The sequence below is a fragment of the Micromonospora sp. NPDC049900 genome (genome assembly GCF_044461025.1).
In the GTDB taxonomy this organism is placed as follows: domain Bacteria; phylum Actinomycetota; class Actinomycetes; order Mycobacteriales; family Micromonosporaceae; genus Micromonospora.
Genome location: NZ_JBITKM010000002.1, coordinates 584,476 through 603,119, shown reverse-complemented (window position 1 = coordinate 603,119; position 18,644 = coordinate 584,476). Strand labels below are relative to the sequence as shown.

The window sequence follows — 18,644 nt, the reverse complement described above, 5'->3', positions numbered from 1 at the left end:
GACGCGCGGTCACCCACTGAGCAGGTCGTCGACGGTCCCGTCGACCGGGCGCCCCCGGGCGGTCAGCTCCGCCGACTGACGGGCCAGCACCGCGCCCACCTCGGTCATGTCCGCCCCGGCCAGCCCGGTCCGCCGGACCGCGTCGCCGGGGTCGCGGAAGTAGGTGCGGCTGAGCAGCCCGTTGACGGTCGCGGCGGCCAGCCGCGCCTCGCCGAGCATCAGCAGGGCCTGGTCCGTCTCGTACCACTCGGCCAGCCGGGCCGCCCGCGCGTGCGCGGCGCTGCCCCGGTACCACGCCCGGCGGGCGGCGCCGCTGAACTCGGCCGGACGGGCCCGGGCCAGCCGCCCGAGATGTTCGTCGCGCTGGGTACGCAGCCATCCGGTCGGGTCGTGCAGCGCCCGCGTCGTGACGTACCGGTCGGCGGTCAGCGGCCATCGCGAGGTGAGCTGCCGGGCCTGACGCAGGCGCTCCTCGGCGGAGGCCACGGTCAGGTCGACGAGCACCCCGTCGACCCGCCGGGTGGCCGAGGGCGGCCCGGCACCGGGCCGGTAGGTGACCACCAGCAGCCCGACCTCGCCGTCCCCACCGCCGTCGTCGTCGCCGTGCGCGAGCGGTCCGTGCACCGCGACGGCGAGCACGTCGGCGGGGAACCGTCGGCGGACCGCCTCGGCGACCCGATCGGCCACCTGCCACCGGGGATCGTCCCGGTGTTCCGGGACACCGTCCACACCGACCACCCCACGATCGCGCCACCGTGCGGACCGTCGCGGGCAGCGACGGCCCGGTCACCGCACACCCTAGTGCGGCGGGGGCGGCCCGTCCGGCGCGTCCGTGCCGTCGGGCGTGCCGGAGACCGTCGGCACCAACCGGAAGACCCGGATCTCCCGGTCACCGGCCCGGCGCACGTACGCCTCGTACGCGGGCCAGGCGTCGACCAGCAGCCGCCACAGGCGTTCGCGTTCGGCACCGGTCGCGGGCGTACCGCGTACCGCGATGCGGCGCCCGGCGACGTCCACTTCGGCGCGCGGCTCGGCGAGCAGGTTCACCGACCAGGCGGGCTGCTGGGTCTGGCCCCAGTTGGAGCCGACCACCACGAACCCGTCGCCGTCCGGCACATAGAGCAACGGGTTGCTGCGCGGCTTGCCGGAGCGGCGGCCGGTGGTGGTGATGACCAGGGACGGCACCAGCCCGAGCGCGACCACCCGGCCCTTGGTCAGCCGACCGACCGCCCGGTCCAGCGGCACCAGCAGCCGGGCGGTGGCACCGAACCAGGGGTGGTGACCGATCCGCCGGGTCACGTCTCGCAGTACGGACATCGGGACATTCTGCATCCACCGGCGTCGGTACGACAACGCTCGCCGACCGTCCCGCCGACGTCCCGTCAGTCCAGGCGGCGCTCCACCGGCAGCCGGGACCGGGTCAGCAGCGCCGCCCCGGCCATCGCCACCAGCGGCACCACCACCAGCACGCCGAGCGTGATCCAGGGCACCACCAGTGGGTACGGCGACTCCACCGGCCACCCCTCGGTCAGCCGTCGGTTGGTGAAGGTCAGGATGATCGCCGCCGAGCCGAGCCCGGCGACGATGCCCAGCAACGAGCCGAGTCCGGCGATCACCCCGGCCTGGCAGAGCGACAGCAGCCTTCGCACGCCCGGACCGGCACCGACCGACGCGAGGGTGGACAGGTCGGCCCGCCCCTCGGCGGCGGCGAGTCCGGTGGCGATCCCGGCGGCCCCCACGGTCACCAGCGCCGAGACTCCGGCCAGCAGGAGCAGGAGCGGCTCGGTGCTGCCGAAGCCCTTGCCGACCTCGAACTGTGCGCCGACCGGACCGAGGGACTCCAACGCGTCGACGAACCGGTCGCGTTGCCGCTGCCCCGGCGGCTCGTCGGCGGCGACCGCCCAACCGACCTGCCGGACGGCGAGGCCGAGGCGGTCGGCCGCGGCGGGCGAGAGCAGCAACCAGGGTGGTCGCAGGTCGCTCCCCGTGGCGTACCCGGGCACGGTCGCGGTGGCCGCGTCCACCACCCGGTCGTCGTCCGGTTCGACCCGCAGGTGCAGGCGGCCGTCGGCGAGGTAGCGCGGGTCGGTCACCACCGCGCCACCCGCGCGCAGGACGGCCGTGGCGTCGGCGACCTCGGCTGGCGTCGCGCCGGTGAGCATCGGCAGCGCCGCGCCGTCGTCGACCGCCACCTGGAAGTAGCCGTCGAGGTGGTCCTCCGACGGCCTCTGACAGCGCTGGTCGGCCCGGGCCCGCCGCTGCTCGGCCTCGCTCATCGCGTCGTAGGGGCGCCACGGGCAGACCTGGTCCGGCGGCGGCACCGCGCTCACCAGGCAGGCGTCGAAGACCGGCCGGCAGCCGGCCTCGATCAGCGGGGCGACCGTCGCGGCACCGAGATGGTTTTGGGCGGCAGCGGTGACGGCGGCCCGGCCGAGTGGACCGTCGGCCGCCGGGTCGTCGGCGGTGACCAGCACCGTCCGGTCCGGCAGCAGCGGCCGGTACCGCCCGTCGGAGCGGATGTCGTCACTGGCCAGGAAGGCACCCAGGGCGACGCTGCCGGCGACCGCCGCCATCACCGCCGAGATGGCCGGCGCGGTCGAGGAACGGTTGCGACTGGCGTCGCGTACCGCGATCCGGGGCGCCAGCGGGAGGAACCGGCCGAGCCGGGCCAGCAGCCCGACCAGCGTCGGCGTGGCGAAGACCAGCCCGAGTTCGCCGAGCACCAGCCCGGCGAGGATGACCGACGAACGGACCATCGCCGCACCGATCCCGGCGATGACCAGCCCGGTGGCGGCCAGCAGCACCCCGACCGCCAGCCAGAGCCGCCGGTGGGTGGGTGCGCCGCGTCGGCCGGCGAGCCCGGCGACCACGTCCTGCCGGGCGGCGGTCCAGGCCGGCGCGAGCGCGGCCAGCACCCCGGCGAGTACGGCGACCAGTGCGATCACGCCCAGCGCCGCCGGCCAGACGCGGTACCCGGCGAAGCGGTGCTGGAAGACGAACTCCTCGACCAGCGGGCGGGCGGCGAACGCGGAGAGCACGCCGAGCGCCACCCCGACGGCGGCACCGAGGCACCCCAGCAGCACGCCGTCGGCGAGCACCACGCGGCGGAGCTGGGCCGCGTCGCCGCCGGCCACGGCGACCAACGCCAGTTCCCGCCGCCGTCGCCGGACCCCCACCGCGAAGGCCGGGCCGACCAGCAGGACCACCTCCAGCAGTCCCAGTCCGCCGATCAGCATCCCGGTGCCGATCGCCTCCGCGCCCAGACTGTTGCCGAGCGGACGGACCGCCTCCACCGGGCTCGACGGAGCGGAGACGCGGGCACCGACCACCACTCCGTTGCGGTTGAGGTGGCGGAACAGGTCCTCGGTGACCGGCCCGGGCAGGTCGACCAGGAACACGGTGTCGTGGTGCAGCGAGCCCGACGGTGCCCCGGCGGGACGGAGGAACGCCATCGGCTCCAGTGACTCCGGGAGTTCGACCACACCGACGACGGTCCGGCTCCCGGTGCCGTCCCCGGCGCTGAGCACGCCCCCGACGTCGACGCCCAGGGTGCGCCGGGCGGCCCGGTTCAGCGCGACCTCGTCGGCGGTGGCCGGCACCCGGCCCTCGTGGACCCGGACGAGACCGGCGGCGAGCGGATCGGTCAGGTCGACCTCGGTGGCGGGTACGTCGTCGCGGATCCGGGTGCCGTCCCGTACCGGCATCGGCACCCCGCGGTGTACCGGGAGGGCCCGGCTGCCCTCCGGGAGCAACCGGAGGACGTCGTCCACGGTGACCGTCTCGGGGATCCGGTCGTCCGGCGCGTCCCATCCGCTGCCGTCGGCGTTCTGGGCGAGCTGCCCCGTACTGACCACCCGCAGTTCCGCGTCGGCGTCGCCGAGCCGCTGGTCCATCTTCTCGGCGGGATCGAGCTGGGCCATGTCCGCGCTGACCGCGATGAACGACAGGGCCAGTACGGGCAGGACGATCATCGCCAGCACCAGGGCGGTACGTCCACGGGCCCGCGTCGCCTCGCGACGGGCGATCCGCAGCGCGGCGCGCCACGACCCGAACGTCTCCGCCAGCCGGCTCCGGCGGGGCTGACCGGGTGGGAGTTCGTGCGACGGCCGCGACTGGGGGAGCAGGCTCACCGGGAGCTGCCGGAGAGCAATGCGTCGATGCCGACCAGCGGGGCGGTCGAGTCGACCTCCACGCCGTCGCGCAGGAACACCACCCGGTCCGCCCAGGCGGCGTGCCGTGCCTCGTGGGTGACCAGCACCCCGGCCGCTCCGCCGTCGACCCGGCGGCGCAGCAGCCGCAGGACGGCCTCACCGGTCTGCGAGTCCAACGCCCCGGTCGGCTCGTCGGCCAGCACCAGACGCCGTTCGCCGACCAGTGCCCGGGCGATCGCCACACGCTGCTGCTGGCCGCCGGAGAGCTGGTCGGGGAACCGGTTGCCGAGTTCGGCGAGACCCACCTCGGTCAGCGCGTCGAGCGCCAGCCGACGGGCCCGCCGTACGCCCGCGCCGTCGAGTTCGAGGGGGAGGGCGACGTTCTCGGCGGCGGTCAGGCTGCCGATGAGATTGAGGTTCTGGAAGATGTAGCCGATCCGGCGACGACGCAGCCGGGCCAGGCCACGCCGGTCCAGGGCGTGCAGCGGCTGTCCCTCGACGAGCACGTGGCCCTCGGTCGGGCTGTCCAGCCCACCGGCCAGGGTCAGCAGGGTGGACTTGCCGGAGCCGGAGGGACCCATCACGGCGACCAGCTCGCCGGGGCGGACGACCAGGCTCACCCCGCGCAGGGCGTGCACCGCGGCCGGGCCGCTGCCGTGGGTGCGGTGCACGCCCCGCAGCTCCAGTACCGCCTCCGGATCTGCCCCGGTGCCGTCGTCCGGTCGGCCGGGTGTGGTGGCGGTGTCGCGGGTCGCCGACGTGGGCCGGTCGTCCGCGCTCACCGCCAGGCCTCCTCAGCACTGCGGCCCGCCGCCTCGGGCAGTGGCGTCGGGCCGGCGGCTGGGGGGCGATGCCGCACCAGGCTGCTCTCGCAGTGGTCGAGCCAGCGCACCTCCGCCTCGGCCTGGAAGACCATCGCGTCGAGCACCAGCCGCCACGGCAGGTCCTCGGGCCGGTCGCTGGAGTACTTCAGCCGGGTCAGTTCCTGGAGAGTCCGCATCGTCGCGGTGCGCTGGGTCTGCACCACGGCACGGACGTCCACCCCCGGTGTGGTCAGCGCCAACGCCAGCTTGATCGCCAGTTCGTCACGGGGTCGGTCGTTGCGACTGATCGGGGTGGCGAACCACAGCGTCAGGTCCGCCCGCCCGGCTTCGGTGATCTCGTACGGCCGCTGCCCGGCCTCGCTCTCCGGCAAGGACCGCACCAGCCCGTCCCGCTCCAGCCGGGACAGGGTGGTGTAGACCTGCCCGATGTTGAGCGGCCAGGTGGAGCCGGTCGACTCCTCGAAGGCGGCCCGGAGCTGGTAGCCGTACATCTGGCCGCGTTCGAGCAGGGCGAGCAGGCCGTGACGGATGGACATGGAACCGGAGTATGCATACCTGGTATGCCATCCGCAACCGGTGCGGACCGTGACGCTGCCTACCCATCGACGGGCATGTCCACCTCAGGCGGGTCGACCCGGGAACGGCACGGTCAGCGGGGTGGTGCCGGCGCTGCGTCGCCACCGCGTCGCCCGGACCGCGTACTCGATCAGGGCGGCCAGGGCGCGCTCCCGCTCGGCGCCGGTGCTGACCGGCAGTGCCGCCCGCCAGAACGCCGCGGTCCGTTCCTCCACCTCGATCGCGAGCCGCAGCGCGCTGGCCCGGTCGGTGACCGGGTAGGGCAGGGCGTAGCCGGCCCGATCCGGCGGCACGGTCCCGCCACCGGTGCTGATCTGCATCACCAGCACGTCCCGTCGGCCCCGGTGGGCCGCCTCCGCGTCGGCGGCGGCCTTCCGATCGTCGCCGGTGAGGCGTACCCCGATCGGGCCGTAGGCCCAGATGGCCGCGTATTCGGCGGTCAGCGCCCCGGCGAGCGCCTCATCCGGCCCGGCCGGCGCACCGCGCCCGGTGGTCCATCCGCTCATCGCAACGCCTCCAGGTGGCTGGCGCGGGCGGCGGCGACCGAGCCCAGCACCGCGGCCCGCTCGGCCGGCGCGGCGGCGCAGGCGGCCTTGGCCGACTCCCGGCCGGAGCGTTCGGCCTGGCGCAGCGCGGCCAGCGCGGCGGCCGGTTCGCCCGGCGGGACGGCGGGGGACCAGGACGCCCCGGTCGGTACGGCCGAGCCGGACGGCGTCGCGGCACCGGTCAGCCGGGCCAGTTCGGCCGCGTGCGCCTCGTGCGACTCGGCGAGTGGGACGAGCCGGGCGGCCAGGTCGGGGTGGGCGGTGGCGGCGGCGCGCAGCCCCGCGGCCAGACTCCACGCCTCGTCGACCAGCGGATCCAGCGGATCCGGCTCCGGTGTCCGCTCGTCCCCGCCGAAGAGACCGCAACCGCTCAGCGGCACGGCGGCCCCACCCAGCGCCAGCAGCGCACCGGCCCGCAGAACCGTGCGCCGGGAAAGCTCGGCGGACCCGTCCGGCCGACTCGTCATGCCCATCACCACCGGACAAGTCAACACCATCGGCGTGGGCCGTGTGGCGCGGTGGCGCCGGTGCGCCGCCCGGGCTCTCCTCCGCCGGGCGCGTTACGCTCTGCGCAACCACCGGCGCGCCCGCACCGGTGGCGTACCGGCATGGCGGCCGACGAGCAGTGGAAGGTCCAACAGATGACGCAGCGTGGCCGTGCCACCAGAACGACGGGGCGACCCCGTGGCGGCCAGGCTCCGCGAGGTGGTCCCGCGCCGCGCAGCGCGCCGGGTGGTCGGGGCGACCTGTCCGCCCGCCGCGAGCGGCTGCGCGAGGTGATCGCGCCGGTCGTCGCCGAGGCCGGCTACGACCTGGAGGACCTGGCCGTCTCCCGGGCCGGCCGGCGGCACGTGGTACGCGTGATCGTCGATGCCGACGGCGGCATCAACCTGGACGCGGTCGCCGACGTGTCCCGGGCGGTCTCGGCGGCGCTGGACGCGGCCGAGGAGACCGGCGGCGACATCGTCGCCGGGGAGTACCAACTGGAGGTCAGCTCGCCGGGGGTGGACCGGCCGCTGACCCTGCCCCGACACTGGCGGCGCAACGTGGGCCGGTTGGTTCGGGTGACCGTGCGCGGCGGCGGGACGGCCGGCGACCGGCAGGTCACCGGGCGGGTGGTCGAGGCCGACGACGAGCGCGTGGTGCTGGAGACCGACGCCGAGCGCGCCGGGTGGGCGTACCCCGAGTTGGGACCGGGCCGGGTGCAGGTCGAGTTCAGCCGCCTCGACGAACTGGCCGAATCAGAAGACCTCGACGACGATGACGACGACGATGTGGAGGACGAGGAGAGGTGAACATAGACCTCGCGGCGCTGCGCGCACTCGAGCGCGAGCGGGAGATCCCGTTCGACACGATCCTCGCGGCGATCGAGACCGCGCTGCTGACCGCGTACCGGCACACCGAGGGTGCGCAGCCGCACGCCCGGGTGGAGATCGACCGCAAGACCGGCGTGGCCCTGGTCTACGCCCAGGAACTGGGCGACGATGGCACGGTGGATCGGGAGTGGGACGACACTCCGCACGACTTCGGGCGGATCGCCGCCATGACCGCCAAGCAGGTCATCCTCCAGCGGTTGCGGGAGGCCACCGACGAGGTGCACTTCGGCGAGTACGCCGGCCGCGACGGTGACCTGGTGACCGGTGTGGTGCAGGCGCACGAGGCCCGGGCCGAGAAGGGCATCGTCACGGTCGACCTGGGCAAGCTGGAGGGGGTGCTGCCCCAGTCCGAGCAGGTGCCCGGGGAGCGGTACACCCACGGCGAGCGGATCCGCTGCGTGGTGGTGCACGTGGCCAAGGGGATGCGCGGGCCGCAGATCACGCTCTCGCGTACCCACCCGAACCTGGTGAAGAAGCTCTTCGCCCTGGAGGTGCCGGAGATCGCCGACGGTACGGTCGAGATCAGCGCGATCGCGCGTGAGGCCGGTCACCGTACGAAGATCGCGGTGCGGTCCACCGTCGCCGGGGTCAACGCCAAGGGCGCCTGTATCGGGCCGATGGGCCAGCGGGTCCGGGCGGTGATGAGCGAGCTGCACGGCGAGAAGATCGACATCATCGACTGGTCCGACGACCCGGCCACCTTCGTCGGTAACGCGTTGTCACCCGCCAAGGCCCTGCGGGTCGAGGTGGTGGACCTGGCCGCTCGGGCGGCCCGGGTGACCGTGCCGGACTTCCAGCTCTCCCTGGCGATCGGGCGGGAAGGGCAGAATGCCCGACTTGCTGCCCGGCTGACCGGTTGGCGGATCGACATCCGGTCCGACGCGGAACAGTCCGGCTCCGGCGGTCGGCCCGGGGCCGATCAGGTCCGGGAGCCAGGCGGAGCGGTCTCGGGTAGCTAGGGGTAGACTCTTTCCAGTGGCACGACGCGCGCTGCCGGAGCGCACCTGTGTGGGTTGCCGGCGGCGAGCACCGGCCAGTGAACTACTGCGGATCGTCGCGGTCGGCAACGAGGCTGGGTTCAGCCTTCGACCCGATCCGGCCCGCAGGATGCCGGGTCGGGGAGCGAACATGCACCCAGATCCGGCCTGCTTCGCGCAGGCAGTGCGGCGTCGCGCCTTCGGGCGCGCGCTGCGCCTCGCCGGGGTTCCGGATGACGGCACCCTCGCGGAGTACCTGACGCGTTAACCACCACGTCCGGTCATCCGACCGGGTGTGGCCGCTAGCAAGGTAGGACGACCGACATGAGCACACGATGAAGTCCCAGAAATGACCAGGCTTCAAGTGCACGAGTGAGGTCGCTGCGGGTGCTGCCCGCACGACCTCGGAGTGAGGAGTGCAGTGGCAGGCAAGGCCCGCGTACACGAGCTTGCGAAAGAGCTCGGGGTCGAAAGCAAGACCGTTCTCGCCAAGCTGAAGGAAATGGGCGAGTTCGTCAAGTCCGCGTCCAGCACCGTCGAGGCGCCCGTCGCCCGGCGACTGCGTAACGCGTTCGTCGCCTCCGGCGGCTCTGGTGCCCCGGCGGCTGCGCCGTCGGCCGCACCGGCTCCGGCGGCAGCACCCACTCCGCCGTCGACCCCCGGCGAGCCCCGGGTGACCGCCAAGCCGACGCCGCCACGGCGTCCGGCGATGCCCGGGCCGAAGCCGAAGGCACCGGTTCCCGGCCCTCCGCCGTCGGCGACCCCGGTCGCCAAGCCGGCGAGTGCCCACGACATCGAGGTGGCCGCCGCCGAGGCGCGCGCCGCCGCGCTGAAGGCCGAGCAGGAGGCCGCGGTCAAGGCCGCGCAGGCCGCCCGCCAGCAGCAGCGCGAGAACGTCCGCCGGGAGCCTCCGGCCGACGGTGGCGCTCGTCCGGGTCCGCGGCCCGGTCCCGGCACCATGCCGCCCCGCCCGGGTTCCCCGGCCGCGGGTCGTCCCGGTGGCCCGAACCCCGGCCCGGGTGGCCGGCAGGGTCGCCCGCCGGCGCGCGGCGCCGGTAACAACCCCTTCGGTATCCAGGGCAGCCAGCAGCAGCGGCCTCCGGCCGCCGGTGCCGGTGGTCCGCGGCCCAGCCCGGCCTCGATGCCGCCGCGGCCGAGTCCCGCCTCGATGCCGCCGCGGCCCAGCCCGGCCTCCATGCCGAGCCAGCGTCCCGGTCGTCCGGGTGGCCCGGGTGCCGGTCGCCCCGGTGGCGGCGGTGCCGGTCGTCCGGGTGGCGGCGGTGGCGGCGGTTACCGTGGCGGCCCCGGTGGTGGCGGCGGTGGCGGTGGCTACCGTGGCGGCCCCGGTGGTGGCGGCGGTGGCGGCGGTTACCGTGGCGGCCCCGGTGGTGGCGGCGGTGCCGGTGCTGGTGGCGGCTTCCGGCCGGGCGGTCCGGCCGGTGGCGGCGGTCGTCCGGGTGGCGGCGGCCGTGGCCGTGGCGGCGGTGCCGCCGGTGCCTTCGGGCGTCCGGGTGGCAAGCCGACCCGTGGTCGCAAGTCCAAGAAGCAGCGCAGACAGGAGTTCGACAACCTGTCGGCCCCGACCATGAGCTCGGGTGCTCCCCGGGGTCAGGGGCAGACGGTCCGGCTCTCCCGTGGCGCCTCGCTGTCGGACTTCGCCGACAAGATCAACGCCAACCCGGGTTCGCTGGTCCAGGAGATGTTCAACCTGGGCGAGATGGTCACCGCGACCCAGTCGTGCTCCGACGACACCCTGCTGCTGCTGGGTGAGCACCTCGGCTTCAACGTGCAGATCGTCAGCCCGGAGGACGAGGACCGCGAGCTGCTCGCGCAGTTCAACATCGACCTCGACGCGGAGGTCGCGGAGGACCGCCTGGTCAGCCGTGCGCCGGTGGTGACCGTCATGGGTCACGTCGACCACGGTAAGACCAAGCTGCTCGATGCGATCCGCAAGGCGAACGTGGTGGCCGGCGAGGCCGGTGGCATCACCCAGCACATCGGCGCCTACCAGGTCCACGTCCCGCACGACGGCGAGGACCGGGCGGTCACCTTCATCGACACCCCGGGTCACGAGGCGTTCACCGCCATGCGTGCCCGTGGTGCCCAGGTCACCGACATCGTGATCCTGGTGGTGGCGGCCGACGACGGTGTGATGCCGCAGACCATCGAGGCGCTCAACCACGCCAAGGCGGCGGACGTGCCGATCGTGGTCGCGGTCAACAAGGTCGACAAGCCGGAGGCCAACCCGGACAAGGTCCGCCAGCAGTTGACCGAGTACGGCCTGGTCGCCGAGGAGTACGGCGGCGAGACCATGTTCGTCAACGTGGCCGCGAAGCCCGGCATCGGCATCGACGAACTCCTTGAGGCCGTGCTGCTCACCGCCGACGCGTCGCTGGAGCTGACCGCTCCGACCGACGGGCCGGCGCAGGGTGTGGCCATCGAGGCGCACCTGGACAAGGGCCGTGGTGCGGTGGCGACGGTGCTGGTACAGAAGGGCACCCTGCGGGCGGGCGACTCGATCGTCGCCGGTGGGGCGCACGGCCGGGTCCGGGCGATGCTCGACGAGAACGGCAACCAGGTCACCGAGGCCGGCCCGGCGCGTCCGGTCATGGTCCTCGGTCTGACCGCGGTGCCCGGCGCCGGTGACACCTTCCTCGCCGCGGCGGACGACCGCACGGTGCGGCAGATCGCCGAGCAGCGTCAGGCGCGGCGGCGGGCGGCGGCGTTCGCCAACTCCCGTGGCCGGGCCACCCTCGAGACGCTCATGGAGCAGCTCAAGGAGGGCGAGAAGACGTCGCTCAACCTCATCCTCAAGGGCGATGTCTCCGGTTCGGTGGAGGCCCTGGAGGACGCGCTGTTCAACCTCGACATCCCCGAGGAAGTCCAGCTCAAGGTCCTCGACCGGGGCGTCGGCGCGATCACCGAGAGCAACGTCATGCTCGCGAGCGCCTCGTCCGAGCCGGTCACGATCATCGGCTTCAACGTGCGGGCCTCGAACAAGGTCCGCGAGATGGCCGACCGCGAGGGCGTGGAGATCCGGTACTACACCGTCATCTACCAGGCCATCGAGGAGATCGAGGCGGCGCTCAAGGGCCTGCTCAAGCCGGAGTACGAGGAGGTCGAGCTGGGCAGCGCGGAGATCCGCGAGGTCTTCCGCTCGTCCAAGATCGGCAACATCTCCGGTTGCATCGTCCGGTCGGGCATCATCCGACGCAACGCGAAGGCGCGCCTGCTGCGCGACGGCACGGTCGTGGCGGACAACATCACGATCAGCTCGCTCAAGCGCTTCAAGGACGACGCGACCGAGGTCCGCGAGGGCTTCGAGTGTGGTCTGACGCTGTCCGGTTACAACAACGTGCAGCCGGGCGACATCATCGAGACCTTCGAGATGCGGGAGAAGGTTCGCGCCTGATCCGGTAGTGACGCACTGATCGAGGGGTTTACGCCGGATGGCGTAAACCCCTTGATCATGCGGGGTGGGGTGCGGGTAGTGTCCGCAGCGATGTTCACCGCAACCGCAGTGTTCGACCTGCTGCTGCCGGGCGACTCCCGGTCGCTGAAGGCGAAGAGATCGTATGTTCGGCCGATCGTGGCGGCGCTGCGCCGCTTCGAGGTGTCGGCCGCCGAGGTGGGTGCGCTCGACCTGCACGGGCGAGCCGAGATAGGAGTGGCGGTCGTGGCCGCGGAGGCGGCGCACGCCCGTGAGGTGCTCGACTCGTGCGAGCGCCTGGTGGCCGGTCGACCGGAGGTCGAGTTGCTGTCGGTACGCCGCCGGCTGCACGGCGCGGACGAGTGATCGGCGGCGGGTGCGGTCACCCGCCGCCCCGCGCACCGGAGCACGTGGCGCGGGTAGGGTTTCCAGTGTTGGGGTCGGTGCGGGCTCCGGTGACGGCGTCGCCGGTCCCGGCCGGCAGCGGGACGCCGTGGAGGTGGCGGAGATGACGGATCCGGCCAAGGTACGTCGGCACGCGGAGCGGGTGCGGGAGCTGGTCGCGTCGGTGGTGCGGAGCCAGATCAAGGACCCGCGGCTCGGCATGATCACTATCACCGACGCCCGGATAACCGCAGACCTGCGCGACGCCACGGTCTTCTACACCGTGCTCGGTGACGCCGCGGCGCAGGCGGGCACCGCCGCCGCGCTGGACAGCGCCAAGGGCATGCTGCGCAGCACCGTCGGCAAGGCGCTCGGGCTGCGCCACTCGCCGACGTTGACCTTCGTCCTGGACGACGTACAGGACCAGGTGAAGCACATCGACGACCTGCTCGCGGCGGCCCGGACCGCCGACGCGGAGGTGCAGCGCCTCGCCGCCAAGGCCGAGTACGCGGGTGAGTCCCAGCCGTACCGGCTGGAAGACGAGGAGGACGAGCCCGAGGCCGAGAACGGCACCGGCACCACCGACACGGACGAGACCCGGAGCGGGGAGCGGCGGTGACCGCCCCCTCCGGCGGTGCGCTGACCGAGTCGGGCCCGGGCGCGGCGCTGCCGGGCCCGGCCCGCCCCGGCGCGGCCGAGGGGGCGGCGGGTGCCGCCGCCCCGGACGCGGCGACCACCGGAGGCACGACGGGTACGGCGACGTCGCCGGACCCGGGCGGGTCCGCGCCGAGCGAGACCGCCTGGGTCGACGCGGTGGCGGCGGTCCGCCGGGTGGTCCCCGACGGCCGGGTGCTGCTGATCTGCCATGTCAACCCGGACGGCGACGCGCTGGGCACCATGCTCGGCTTCGGGCTCGGGCTGCGGCAACTCGGCGTACGCCGGTTGCAGGCGACCTTCCCGGGGCCGCCGGAGGTGCCGGAACCCTTCCGTGGTCTGCCCGGACTGGAGCTGCTGGTGCCGGCGACCGAGGCCGACCCGGAGCCGGACCTGGTGATCTGCTTCGACGCGGCCAGCGAAACGCGCCTCGGTGACCTGGCCGACCGGCTGGCCGGGCCGGGCACCGCGCTGGTGCTCGACCACCACGCCTCCAACGCCGGTTTCGGCGACGTCAACCTGGTCGACCCGGCGGCAGCGGCCACCTCGGTGGTCGCGGAGGAGTTGCTGGCCCGACTCGAGGTGCCGCTGGACGCGGGCATCGCCGAGTGCCTGTACGTGGCGTTGAGCACCGACACCGGTTCGTTCCGGTTCGACGCGACCACGCCGGCCGTGCACGAGATGGCGGCCCGTCTGCTGGCCACCGGCATCCGGCCGGGGGAGATCTCCCGGCGGGTGTTCGACAGCCGGCCGTTCGGCGCGGTACGCCTCTTCGGCGAGGTGCTCGGCCGCGCCCGGTTGGAGCCCGAGGCGGCGGCCGGGCACGGCCTGGTCTGGACGTACGCGACCCTGGACGACCTGGCCCGGCACGACCAGCGGCCGTACGTCCTGGAGGCGCTGATCGACCCGGTGCGCTGCACCGCCGAGGCCGACGTGAGCTGCGTGGTGAAGCAGACCGGGCCGCAGGAGTGGGCGGTATCGCTGCGCAGCAAGGGCGCGGTGGACGTGAGTCGGGTGGCGGTCGCGCTGGGCGGCGGCGGGCATCGACTCGCCGCCGGGTTCACCGGCCGGGGCAGCGTGGACGAGGTGGTCGACCGGGTACGCGCCGAGCTGGTGGTGCCCGGGCCGGGAAGCGGTGTCGACCCCGAGGGGTGATTTCAGGGCCGGCTCGGGGGAGTGTTGCCATACCGCCGCCGGGAGATGACGGGGAGAATCGAGTGATGGAGCAGCCCCACGACCTCACGATCGACGCTCCCCGGACCTGGGAGAGGCCGGTCGTCTGCGTACCGGTGCTGGTGGCCCTCTCGCTGGTCGGCGGCCGGTTCCCGTCGTTCTCCACGGAGGCCAACCTCTACGTCTTCGGCACCGGCGGGCTGCTGATCTGGCTGGGCCTGACCAAGCGGGTGCAGGCCCGCCCGGCACCCGAGCGTCTGGGTTCCGGCGCGGTCTGGTGGACGCTGCCGGTGGTGGTGTTCGGGGTGTTCGAGGGGGCGACCTTCTTCGCGGCGGCCGGTGACGACTTCCCGACCTTCTCGCTGCTGGCCGACCCGTTGCTGGAGGACCGACTGGTCCGTTCCGCCGCCTGGCTGGTCTGGCTCTCGGCGTTCTGGGGGTTGGTGCGCCGATGATGCGTTATCTGGCGATCGGCGGGTTCCTGGTCGGTCTGGTGTTGTTCGCGGTGGTCGAGTGGATGGCACGGCGGGAGGGCTCGCGCATCCCGACGCTCGGCGAGATGTGCGCCTACGTGATGCGCTACGAGGTCGGTCCGGTGCCGGTGGGCCGGATCGGCATGTTCGGCTTCTGGTGGTGGGTGGGCTGGCACTTCCTGGCCAGGTGACCGGGATCCGACCGGTCCAGATGGCGGGAACAGCACGCACCATGTGGACCTGAACGATAACTTGGGAATAGACCGGTGCTGCTGTGGCGCGGGTCACGGGAGCGGAGCCCTACCCGGCGTCGCTTCCCCTCCAGGGTCGACCGACCCGGGCCAACCACCACACCACCCGTCCATAGCTCCGGTGATCCTGGGGCCGGTTCCGGGTGCCTGTCGTACACCGCCCGTGATGCCGTCGCGCCAGTCGGCGCGCGCCCTGGAAGGGGTCCGCCATGCCCGCCAAGCCCAAGACCGAGACCACCGACGAGGCCCGTGAGCAGGCCCGCCGCGCCCTGCAGACCTCGATGGACACCCGTCAGTGACCGTACGCGCCCGGCGGTGACGCCGAGCCGCATCGCGCGTGAGGCGTCACCGCCTCGGACCGGCTGACGGTCCCGGGGCGGCCTGTGCCACCGTCCGCGTACCGACCCGTCGCCTGTGCTTCCACTGTCCTGGCGGACGCCCCGCTCGGGTAAGTGGCACAGGAGCTTGCTCTCCTTACACATCGCGTGCCAGGATCGGCGGCGATGAGCCAGACCTCCGTAGCCGGCCGTGTCGCCTCACCGCGCCGGTTCGCCGCCCTCGCCCTGCCGGCCCTCGTCGTGCTGGCCGCCGAGCCGATCTACGTCCTCGTCGACACCGCGGTCGTCGGTCACCTGGGCCGCGTGCCGCTGGCCGCGGTGGCGGTCGGTGGCACCGTGATGACCCTGACCGCCTGGCTGGGCACCGTGGTCGCCTACGGCACCACCGGCCGGGCCGCCCGCCGCTTCGGCGCCGGTGACCGGGCCGCCGCGGTGGCCGAGGGCGTGCAGTCCTCCTGGCTGGCGTTCGGGGTGGGGCTGCTGGTCGTGGTCGCCATGCAGTTCGGTGGCGGCGCGCTGGCCGGCGCTCTCGCCGGCGGCGGTGAGGTGGGCGAGGCCGCCGGGCAGTGGCTCCGGGTCGCCGCGTTCGGTGCGCCCGGCCTGCTGCTCGCCGCCGCCGGCAACGGCTGGATGCGGGGCGTCCAGGACACTCGACGACCGCTGATGTTCGTGGTCGGTCCGAACCTGCTCTCCGCGGTGCTCTGCCCGGTGCTCGTCTATCCGGTGGGGATGGGGCTGACCGGCTCGGCGGTGGCCAACGCGATCGCCCAGACCATCGGTGGCGTGCTCTTCGTCGGCGCGCTGATCTCCGAGCGGTCGCCGCTGCGCCCGAACCTCCGGGTCATCCGCCAGCAACTCGTGCTCAGCCGTGACCTGCTGATCCGGGGCGTCGCCTTCCAGGTCAGCTTCCTGTCGGCCACCGCCGTGGCAGCCCGGTTCGGTGCCGCCGTAGTCGGCGCCCACCAGATCGCGGTGCAGCTCTGGTTCTTCGCCGCGCTGGTGCTCGACGCGTTGGCCATCGCCGCGCAGGCGCTGGTCGGTGCGGCACTCGGCGGTGGTGACGCGGCGGTGGCGCGGGCCCTGGCCCGCCGGGTCGCCTGGCTGGGCGCGGTCTGCGGCACCGCGTTCGGGGTGCTGGTGGCGGCCGGTGCCGGCGTGGTGCCGGCCCTGTTCACCCCGGACACCGCCGTGCACGCGCAGGCGATGGTGGCCTGGCCGTGGTTCGTCGCGATGCTGCCGCTGGCCGGGGTGGTGTTCGCCCTGGACGGGGTGCTGATCGGTGCCGGTGACATCCGCTATCTGCGCAATCTGACCGTGGCCGGTGCGCTGGGCGGGTTCCTGCCGGCGATCTGGCTCGCCTACGCCTTCGACCTCGGCCTCGGCGGGATCTGGGCGGGCCTGATGCTGTTCGTCGTCGTCCGGCTGGTCGGTCTGGTGCTGCGGCTGCGCAGCGGCGCCTGGGCGGTGACCGGCGCGGTCCGGGACGAGAAGCGGCCGGTCGACGCCGTCGCGTGAGCGTCGACGGATCGGCCATCCGGTCTCCGGCCGGTCGTCCGGTGTCGGGCGGACGCCGGCGGTCTGGCAGGCTTGCACGTCGTGAGCACTGAGGGTCTGATCGTGGTGGACAAGCCCGGCGGCATGACGTCGCACGACGTGGTGGCGCGGATCCGCCGGTTCGCGCGGACCCGGCGGGTCGGCCACGGCGGCACGCTCGACCCGATGGCCACCGGGGTTCTGGTGCTCGGTGTGGGCCGGGCCACCCGGCTGCTGACGTACGTGATCGGAGCGGACAAGAGCTACACCGCCACCGTCCGCCTCGGCCAGTCCACGGTCACCGACGACGCGGAGGGCGACGTGATCGCCACCACGCCCGCCGGCACCCTCACCGACGAGGCGATCCACGCCGCGCTGGCGGACCTGACCGGCGAGATCGACCAGGTGCCGAGCGCGGTGAGCGCCATCAAGATCGACGGACAGCGGGCGTACAAGCGGGTGCGCTCGGGGGAGAACGTCGAGCTGCCGGCCCGGCGGGTCACCGTAGCCCGCCTCGCCGTGTCGGCGATACGTCGCGACCAGCCGGACGTCGTCGACGTGGACGTCGACGTGTCCTGCTCCACCGGTACGTACATCCGGGCGATCGCACGCGACGCGGGCCTGGCGCTCGGGGTCGGTGGGCACCTGACCGCGCTGCGCCGGACCGCGGTGGGCGGCTTCACCCTGGCCGAGGCCGCCACCCTCGACGAGTTGGAGCAGCGCGCGCCCGACGTGGTCGGGGTGCCGCTCGCGGTCGCCGCCGCCCGGTTCTTCCCCCGCCGGGACGCCGGCGCCGACGAGGCGAAGGTGCTCTCCCACGGCGGGCCGCTGGAGCCGGTCGGGCTGGCCGGACCCTACGCGGTCTTCGATCCGGCCGGTGGGTTGATCGCTATCGTCAGCGAGCGGGGTGGCCGGGCCCGTGCGGAGATCGTGCTCGCCCCGGCCTGACGGCGGTGCCGGCCCGGTCGGTGCGGGCGGGCGGACTAGCGGAGGAACAAGCATGCAGCGGTGGCGGGGCTTCGACGCGGTGCCCGGCGGGTGGGGGCGGTCCGTCGTCACCATCGGCGTCTTCGACGGCGTGCACAAGGGGCACCAGGCGACCATCGGCCACACCGTGGCCCGGGCCCGCGAGCTGGGCGTGCAGTCGGTGGTGGTCACCTTCGACCCGCATCCGGCCGAGGTGGTCCGGCCCGGCTCGCACCCGGCGGTGCTCACCGAACCGGCCCGCAAGGCGGAGCTGATCGAGTCGCTCGGCGTGGACGTGCTCTGCGTGGTGCCGTTCACCGCCGAGTTCTCCCGGCTGCCCGCCGAGGCGTTCGTGCACGACGTGCTGGTGGCGCACCTGCACGCCGCCCTGGTGGTGGTGGGGGACAACTTCCGGTTCGGGCACCGGGCGGCCGGGGACGTGGCGCTGCTCGACCGGCTCGGGCGTACGTTCGGCTTCGCCGTCGAGGACGCTCCGCTGGTCTCCGAGGCGGGCACGGTCTTCTCCTCGACCTACATCCGCTCCTGCGTCGACGCGGGGGACGTGCCCGCCGCAGCGGTCGCGCTGGGCCGTCCGCACCGGCTGGAGGGGATCGTCGTCCGGGGTGACCAGCGCGGTCGGGAGCTGGGCTTCCCCACCGCGAACCTGCTCTGCCACCGGTACGCGGCGGTGCCGGCGGACGGCATCTACGCGGCCCGGTTGATCCGTCGGGGACAGCCGCACCCGTTGGCCGCCGCCGTCTCGATCGGCACCAATCCGACCTTCTCCGGCCGGGAGCGGCGGGTCGAGGCGTACGCGCTGGACTTCGACGGCGACCTGTACGGCGAGCGACTCGCCCTGGACTTCGTCGCCCGCCTGCGCGGGCAGGTCCGGTACGACGCGATCGAACCGTTGGTCGCGCAGATCACCGAGGACGTCGCGCAGACGCGCCGGGCGCTGGGCTGAGGGCTCGCCAGGACGATCCGGACCAGGTG

General features: G+C 73.9%; 19 protein-coding genes. 12 read left to right on the top strand and 7 right to left on the bottom strand.

The annotated features are described in order from the left end of the window. Positions 1-9: 9 nt before the first annotated feature. From ACIBMZ_RS07205 to ACIBMZ_RS07175, 7 genes are all read right to left on the bottom strand, one after another. The gene (locus ACIBMZ_RS07205; protein WP_396691679.1) at positions 10-729 is read right to left on the bottom strand and encodes a nucleotidyltransferase domain-containing protein; all 720 of its coding nucleotides are present in this window, start codon (positions 727-729) and stop codon (positions 10-12) included. Positions 730-798: 69 nt separating this feature from the next. Further along, a complete protein-coding gene (locus tag ACIBMZ_RS07200; RefSeq protein ID WP_396691678.1) occupies positions 799-1,317 on the bottom strand; it encodes a nitroreductase family deazaflavin-dependent oxidoreductase in 519 nt (172 codons plus the stop codon). A gap of 65 nt (positions 1,318-1,382) precedes the next feature. Next, the gene (locus ACIBMZ_RS07195; protein ID WP_396691677.1) at positions 1,383-4,130 is read right to left on the bottom strand and encodes an FtsX-like permease family protein; all 2,748 of its coding nucleotides are present in this window, start codon (positions 4,128-4,130) and stop codon (positions 1,383-1,385) included. After that, positions 4,127-4,837 carry an ABC transporter ATP-binding protein gene (locus ACIBMZ_RS07190; protein WP_396691902.1) on the bottom strand — a complete coding sequence of 237 codons (711 nt, stop codon included), beginning with the start codon at positions 4,835-4,837 and terminating at the stop codon, positions 4,127-4,129. Before ACIBMZ_RS07190 ends, ACIBMZ_RS07195 begins: the two co-directional genes overlap by 4 nt. Positions 4,838-4,929: 92 nt before the next feature. Further along, a complete protein-coding gene (locus ACIBMZ_RS07185) occupies positions 4,930-5,511 on the bottom strand; it encodes a PadR family transcriptional regulator (RefSeq protein WP_396691676.1) in 582 nt (193 codons plus the stop codon). 84 nt (positions 5,512-5,595) lie between these two features. Continuing rightward, positions 5,596-6,057: a ferritin-like domain-containing protein gene (locus ACIBMZ_RS07180; RefSeq protein WP_396691675.1), complete on the bottom strand. Its 462-nt coding sequence runs from the start codon at positions 6,055-6,057 to the stop codon at positions 5,596-5,598. Next, positions 6,054-6,563, bottom strand: coding sequence for a hypothetical protein (locus ACIBMZ_RS07175; RefSeq protein WP_396691674.1), 510 nt, complete (start codon positions 6,561-6,563; stop codon positions 6,054-6,056). Before ACIBMZ_RS07175 ends, ACIBMZ_RS07180 begins: the two co-directional genes overlap by 4 nt. 174 nt (positions 6,564-6,737) lie before the next feature. Between ACIBMZ_RS07175 and rimP the strand changes: the two genes are divergently transcribed. The 12 genes from rimP (at position 6,738) to ACIBMZ_RS07115 (ending at position 18,615) form a co-directional block, all read left to right on the top strand. Further along, entirely contained in the window at positions 6,738-7,391 is a 654-nt protein-coding gene (gene rimP / locus ACIBMZ_RS07170; RefSeq protein WP_396691673.1) for a ribosome maturation factor RimP, read from the top strand. Then, positions 7,388-8,431, top strand: coding sequence for a transcription termination factor NusA (gene nusA / locus ACIBMZ_RS07165; RefSeq protein WP_396691672.1), 1,044 nt, complete (start codon positions 7,388-7,390; stop codon positions 8,429-8,431). The genes rimP and nusA overlap by 4 nt, the downstream gene beginning before the upstream one ends. 16 nt (positions 8,432-8,447) lie before the next feature. Then, a complete protein-coding gene (locus ACIBMZ_RS07160) occupies positions 8,448-8,717 on the top strand; it encodes a YlxR family protein (protein WP_396691671.1) in 270 nt (89 codons plus the stop codon). Positions 8,718-8,870: 153 nt separating this feature from the next. Then, positions 8,871-11,861: a translation initiation factor IF-2 gene (infB, locus tag ACIBMZ_RS07155; protein ID WP_396691670.1), complete on the top strand. Its 2,991-nt coding sequence runs from the start codon at positions 8,871-8,873 to the stop codon at positions 11,859-11,861. A gap of 90 nt (positions 11,862-11,951) precedes the next feature. Next, positions 11,952-12,245 carry a DUF503 domain-containing protein gene (locus tag ACIBMZ_RS07150; RefSeq protein WP_396691669.1) on the top strand — a complete coding sequence of 98 codons (294 nt, stop codon included), beginning with the start codon at positions 11,952-11,954 and terminating at the stop codon, positions 12,243-12,245. A gap of 142 nt (positions 12,246-12,387) precedes the next feature. Beyond that, positions 12,388-12,882: a 30S ribosome-binding factor RbfA gene (rbfA, locus tag ACIBMZ_RS07145; RefSeq protein WP_396691668.1), complete on the top strand. Its 495-nt coding sequence runs from the start codon at positions 12,388-12,390 to the stop codon at positions 12,880-12,882. A gap of 194 nt (positions 12,883-13,076) precedes the next feature. Further along, positions 13,077-14,072, top strand: a complete 996-nt coding sequence (locus tag ACIBMZ_RS07140; protein ID WP_396691901.1) for a bifunctional oligoribonuclease/PAP phosphatase NrnA — start codon at positions 13,077-13,079, stop codon at positions 14,070-14,072. A 65-nt stretch (positions 14,073-14,137) separates the two neighbouring features. Further along, a complete protein-coding gene (locus tag ACIBMZ_RS07135; RefSeq protein ID WP_396691667.1) occupies positions 14,138-14,545 on the top strand; it encodes a hypothetical protein in 408 nt (135 codons plus the stop codon). After that, positions 14,545-14,754 carry a DUF6186 family protein gene (locus ACIBMZ_RS07130; protein WP_396691900.1) on the top strand — a complete coding sequence of 70 codons (210 nt, stop codon included), beginning with the start codon at positions 14,545-14,547 and terminating at the stop codon, positions 14,752-14,754. Before ACIBMZ_RS07135 ends, ACIBMZ_RS07130 begins: the two co-directional genes overlap by 1 nt. 563 nt (positions 14,755-15,317) lie before the next feature. Continuing rightward, complete coding sequence (locus ACIBMZ_RS07125) at positions 15,318-16,667, top strand: MATE family efflux transporter (protein ID WP_396691666.1); 1,350 nt, start codon at positions 15,318-15,320, stop codon at positions 16,665-16,667. Positions 16,668-16,790: 123 nt separating this feature from the next. After that, the gene (gene truB / locus ACIBMZ_RS07120) at positions 16,791-17,633 is read left to right on the top strand and encodes a tRNA pseudouridine(55) synthase TruB (protein ID WP_396691899.1); all 843 of its coding nucleotides are present in this window, start codon (positions 16,791-16,793) and stop codon (positions 17,631-17,633) included. Positions 17,634-17,685: 52 nt separating this feature from the next. Then, entirely contained in the window at positions 17,686-18,615 is a 930-nt protein-coding gene (locus tag ACIBMZ_RS07115) for a bifunctional riboflavin kinase/FAD synthetase (protein WP_396691665.1), read from the top strand. The last annotated feature ends 29 nt before the right edge of the window (positions 18,616-18,644 follow it).

Bases quoted from the DNA above. Each gene is read 5' to 3' on its own strand.
- ACIBMZ_RS07200 (WP_396691678.1), bottom strand. From the start codon at position 1,317: ATGTCCGTACTGCGAGACGTGACCCGGCGGATCGGTCACCACCCCTGG.
- ACIBMZ_RS07185 (WP_396691676.1), bottom strand. From the start codon at position 5,511: ATGTCCATCCGTCACGGCCTGCTCGCCCTGCTCGAACGCGGCCAGATG.
- ACIBMZ_RS07180 (WP_396691675.1), bottom strand. From the start codon at position 6,057: ATGAGCGGATGGACCACCGGGCGCGGTGCGCCGGCCGGGCCGGATGAG.
- ACIBMZ_RS07175 (WP_396691674.1), bottom strand. From the start codon at position 6,563: ATGACGAGTCGGCCGGACGGGTCCGCCGAGCTTTCCCGGCGCACGGTT.
- rimP (WP_396691673.1), top strand. From the start codon at position 6,738: ATGACGCAGCGTGGCCGTGCCACCAGAACGACGGGGCGACCCCGTGGC.
- ACIBMZ_RS07150 (WP_396691669.1), top strand. From the start codon at position 11,952: ATGTTCACCGCAACCGCAGTGTTCGACCTGCTGCTGCCGGGCGACTCC.
- rbfA (WP_396691668.1), top strand. From the start codon at position 12,388: ATGACGGATCCGGCCAAGGTACGTCGGCACGCGGAGCGGGTGCGGGAG.
- ACIBMZ_RS07135 (WP_396691667.1), top strand. From the start codon at position 14,138: ATGGAGCAGCCCCACGACCTCACGATCGACGCTCCCCGGACCTGGGAG.
- ACIBMZ_RS07130 (WP_396691900.1), top strand. From the start codon at position 14,545: ATGCGTTATCTGGCGATCGGCGGGTTCCTGGTCGGTCTGGTGTTGTTC.
- ACIBMZ_RS07125 (WP_396691666.1), top strand. From the start codon at position 15,318: ATGAGCCAGACCTCCGTAGCCGGCCGTGTCGCCTCACCGCGCCGGTTC.
- truB (WP_396691899.1), top strand. From the start codon at position 16,791: ATGACGTCGCACGACGTGGTGGCGCGGATCCGCCGGTTCGCGCGGACC.
- ACIBMZ_RS07115 (WP_396691665.1), top strand. From the start codon at position 17,686: ATGCAGCGGTGGCGGGGCTTCGACGCGGTGCCCGGCGGGTGGGGGCGG.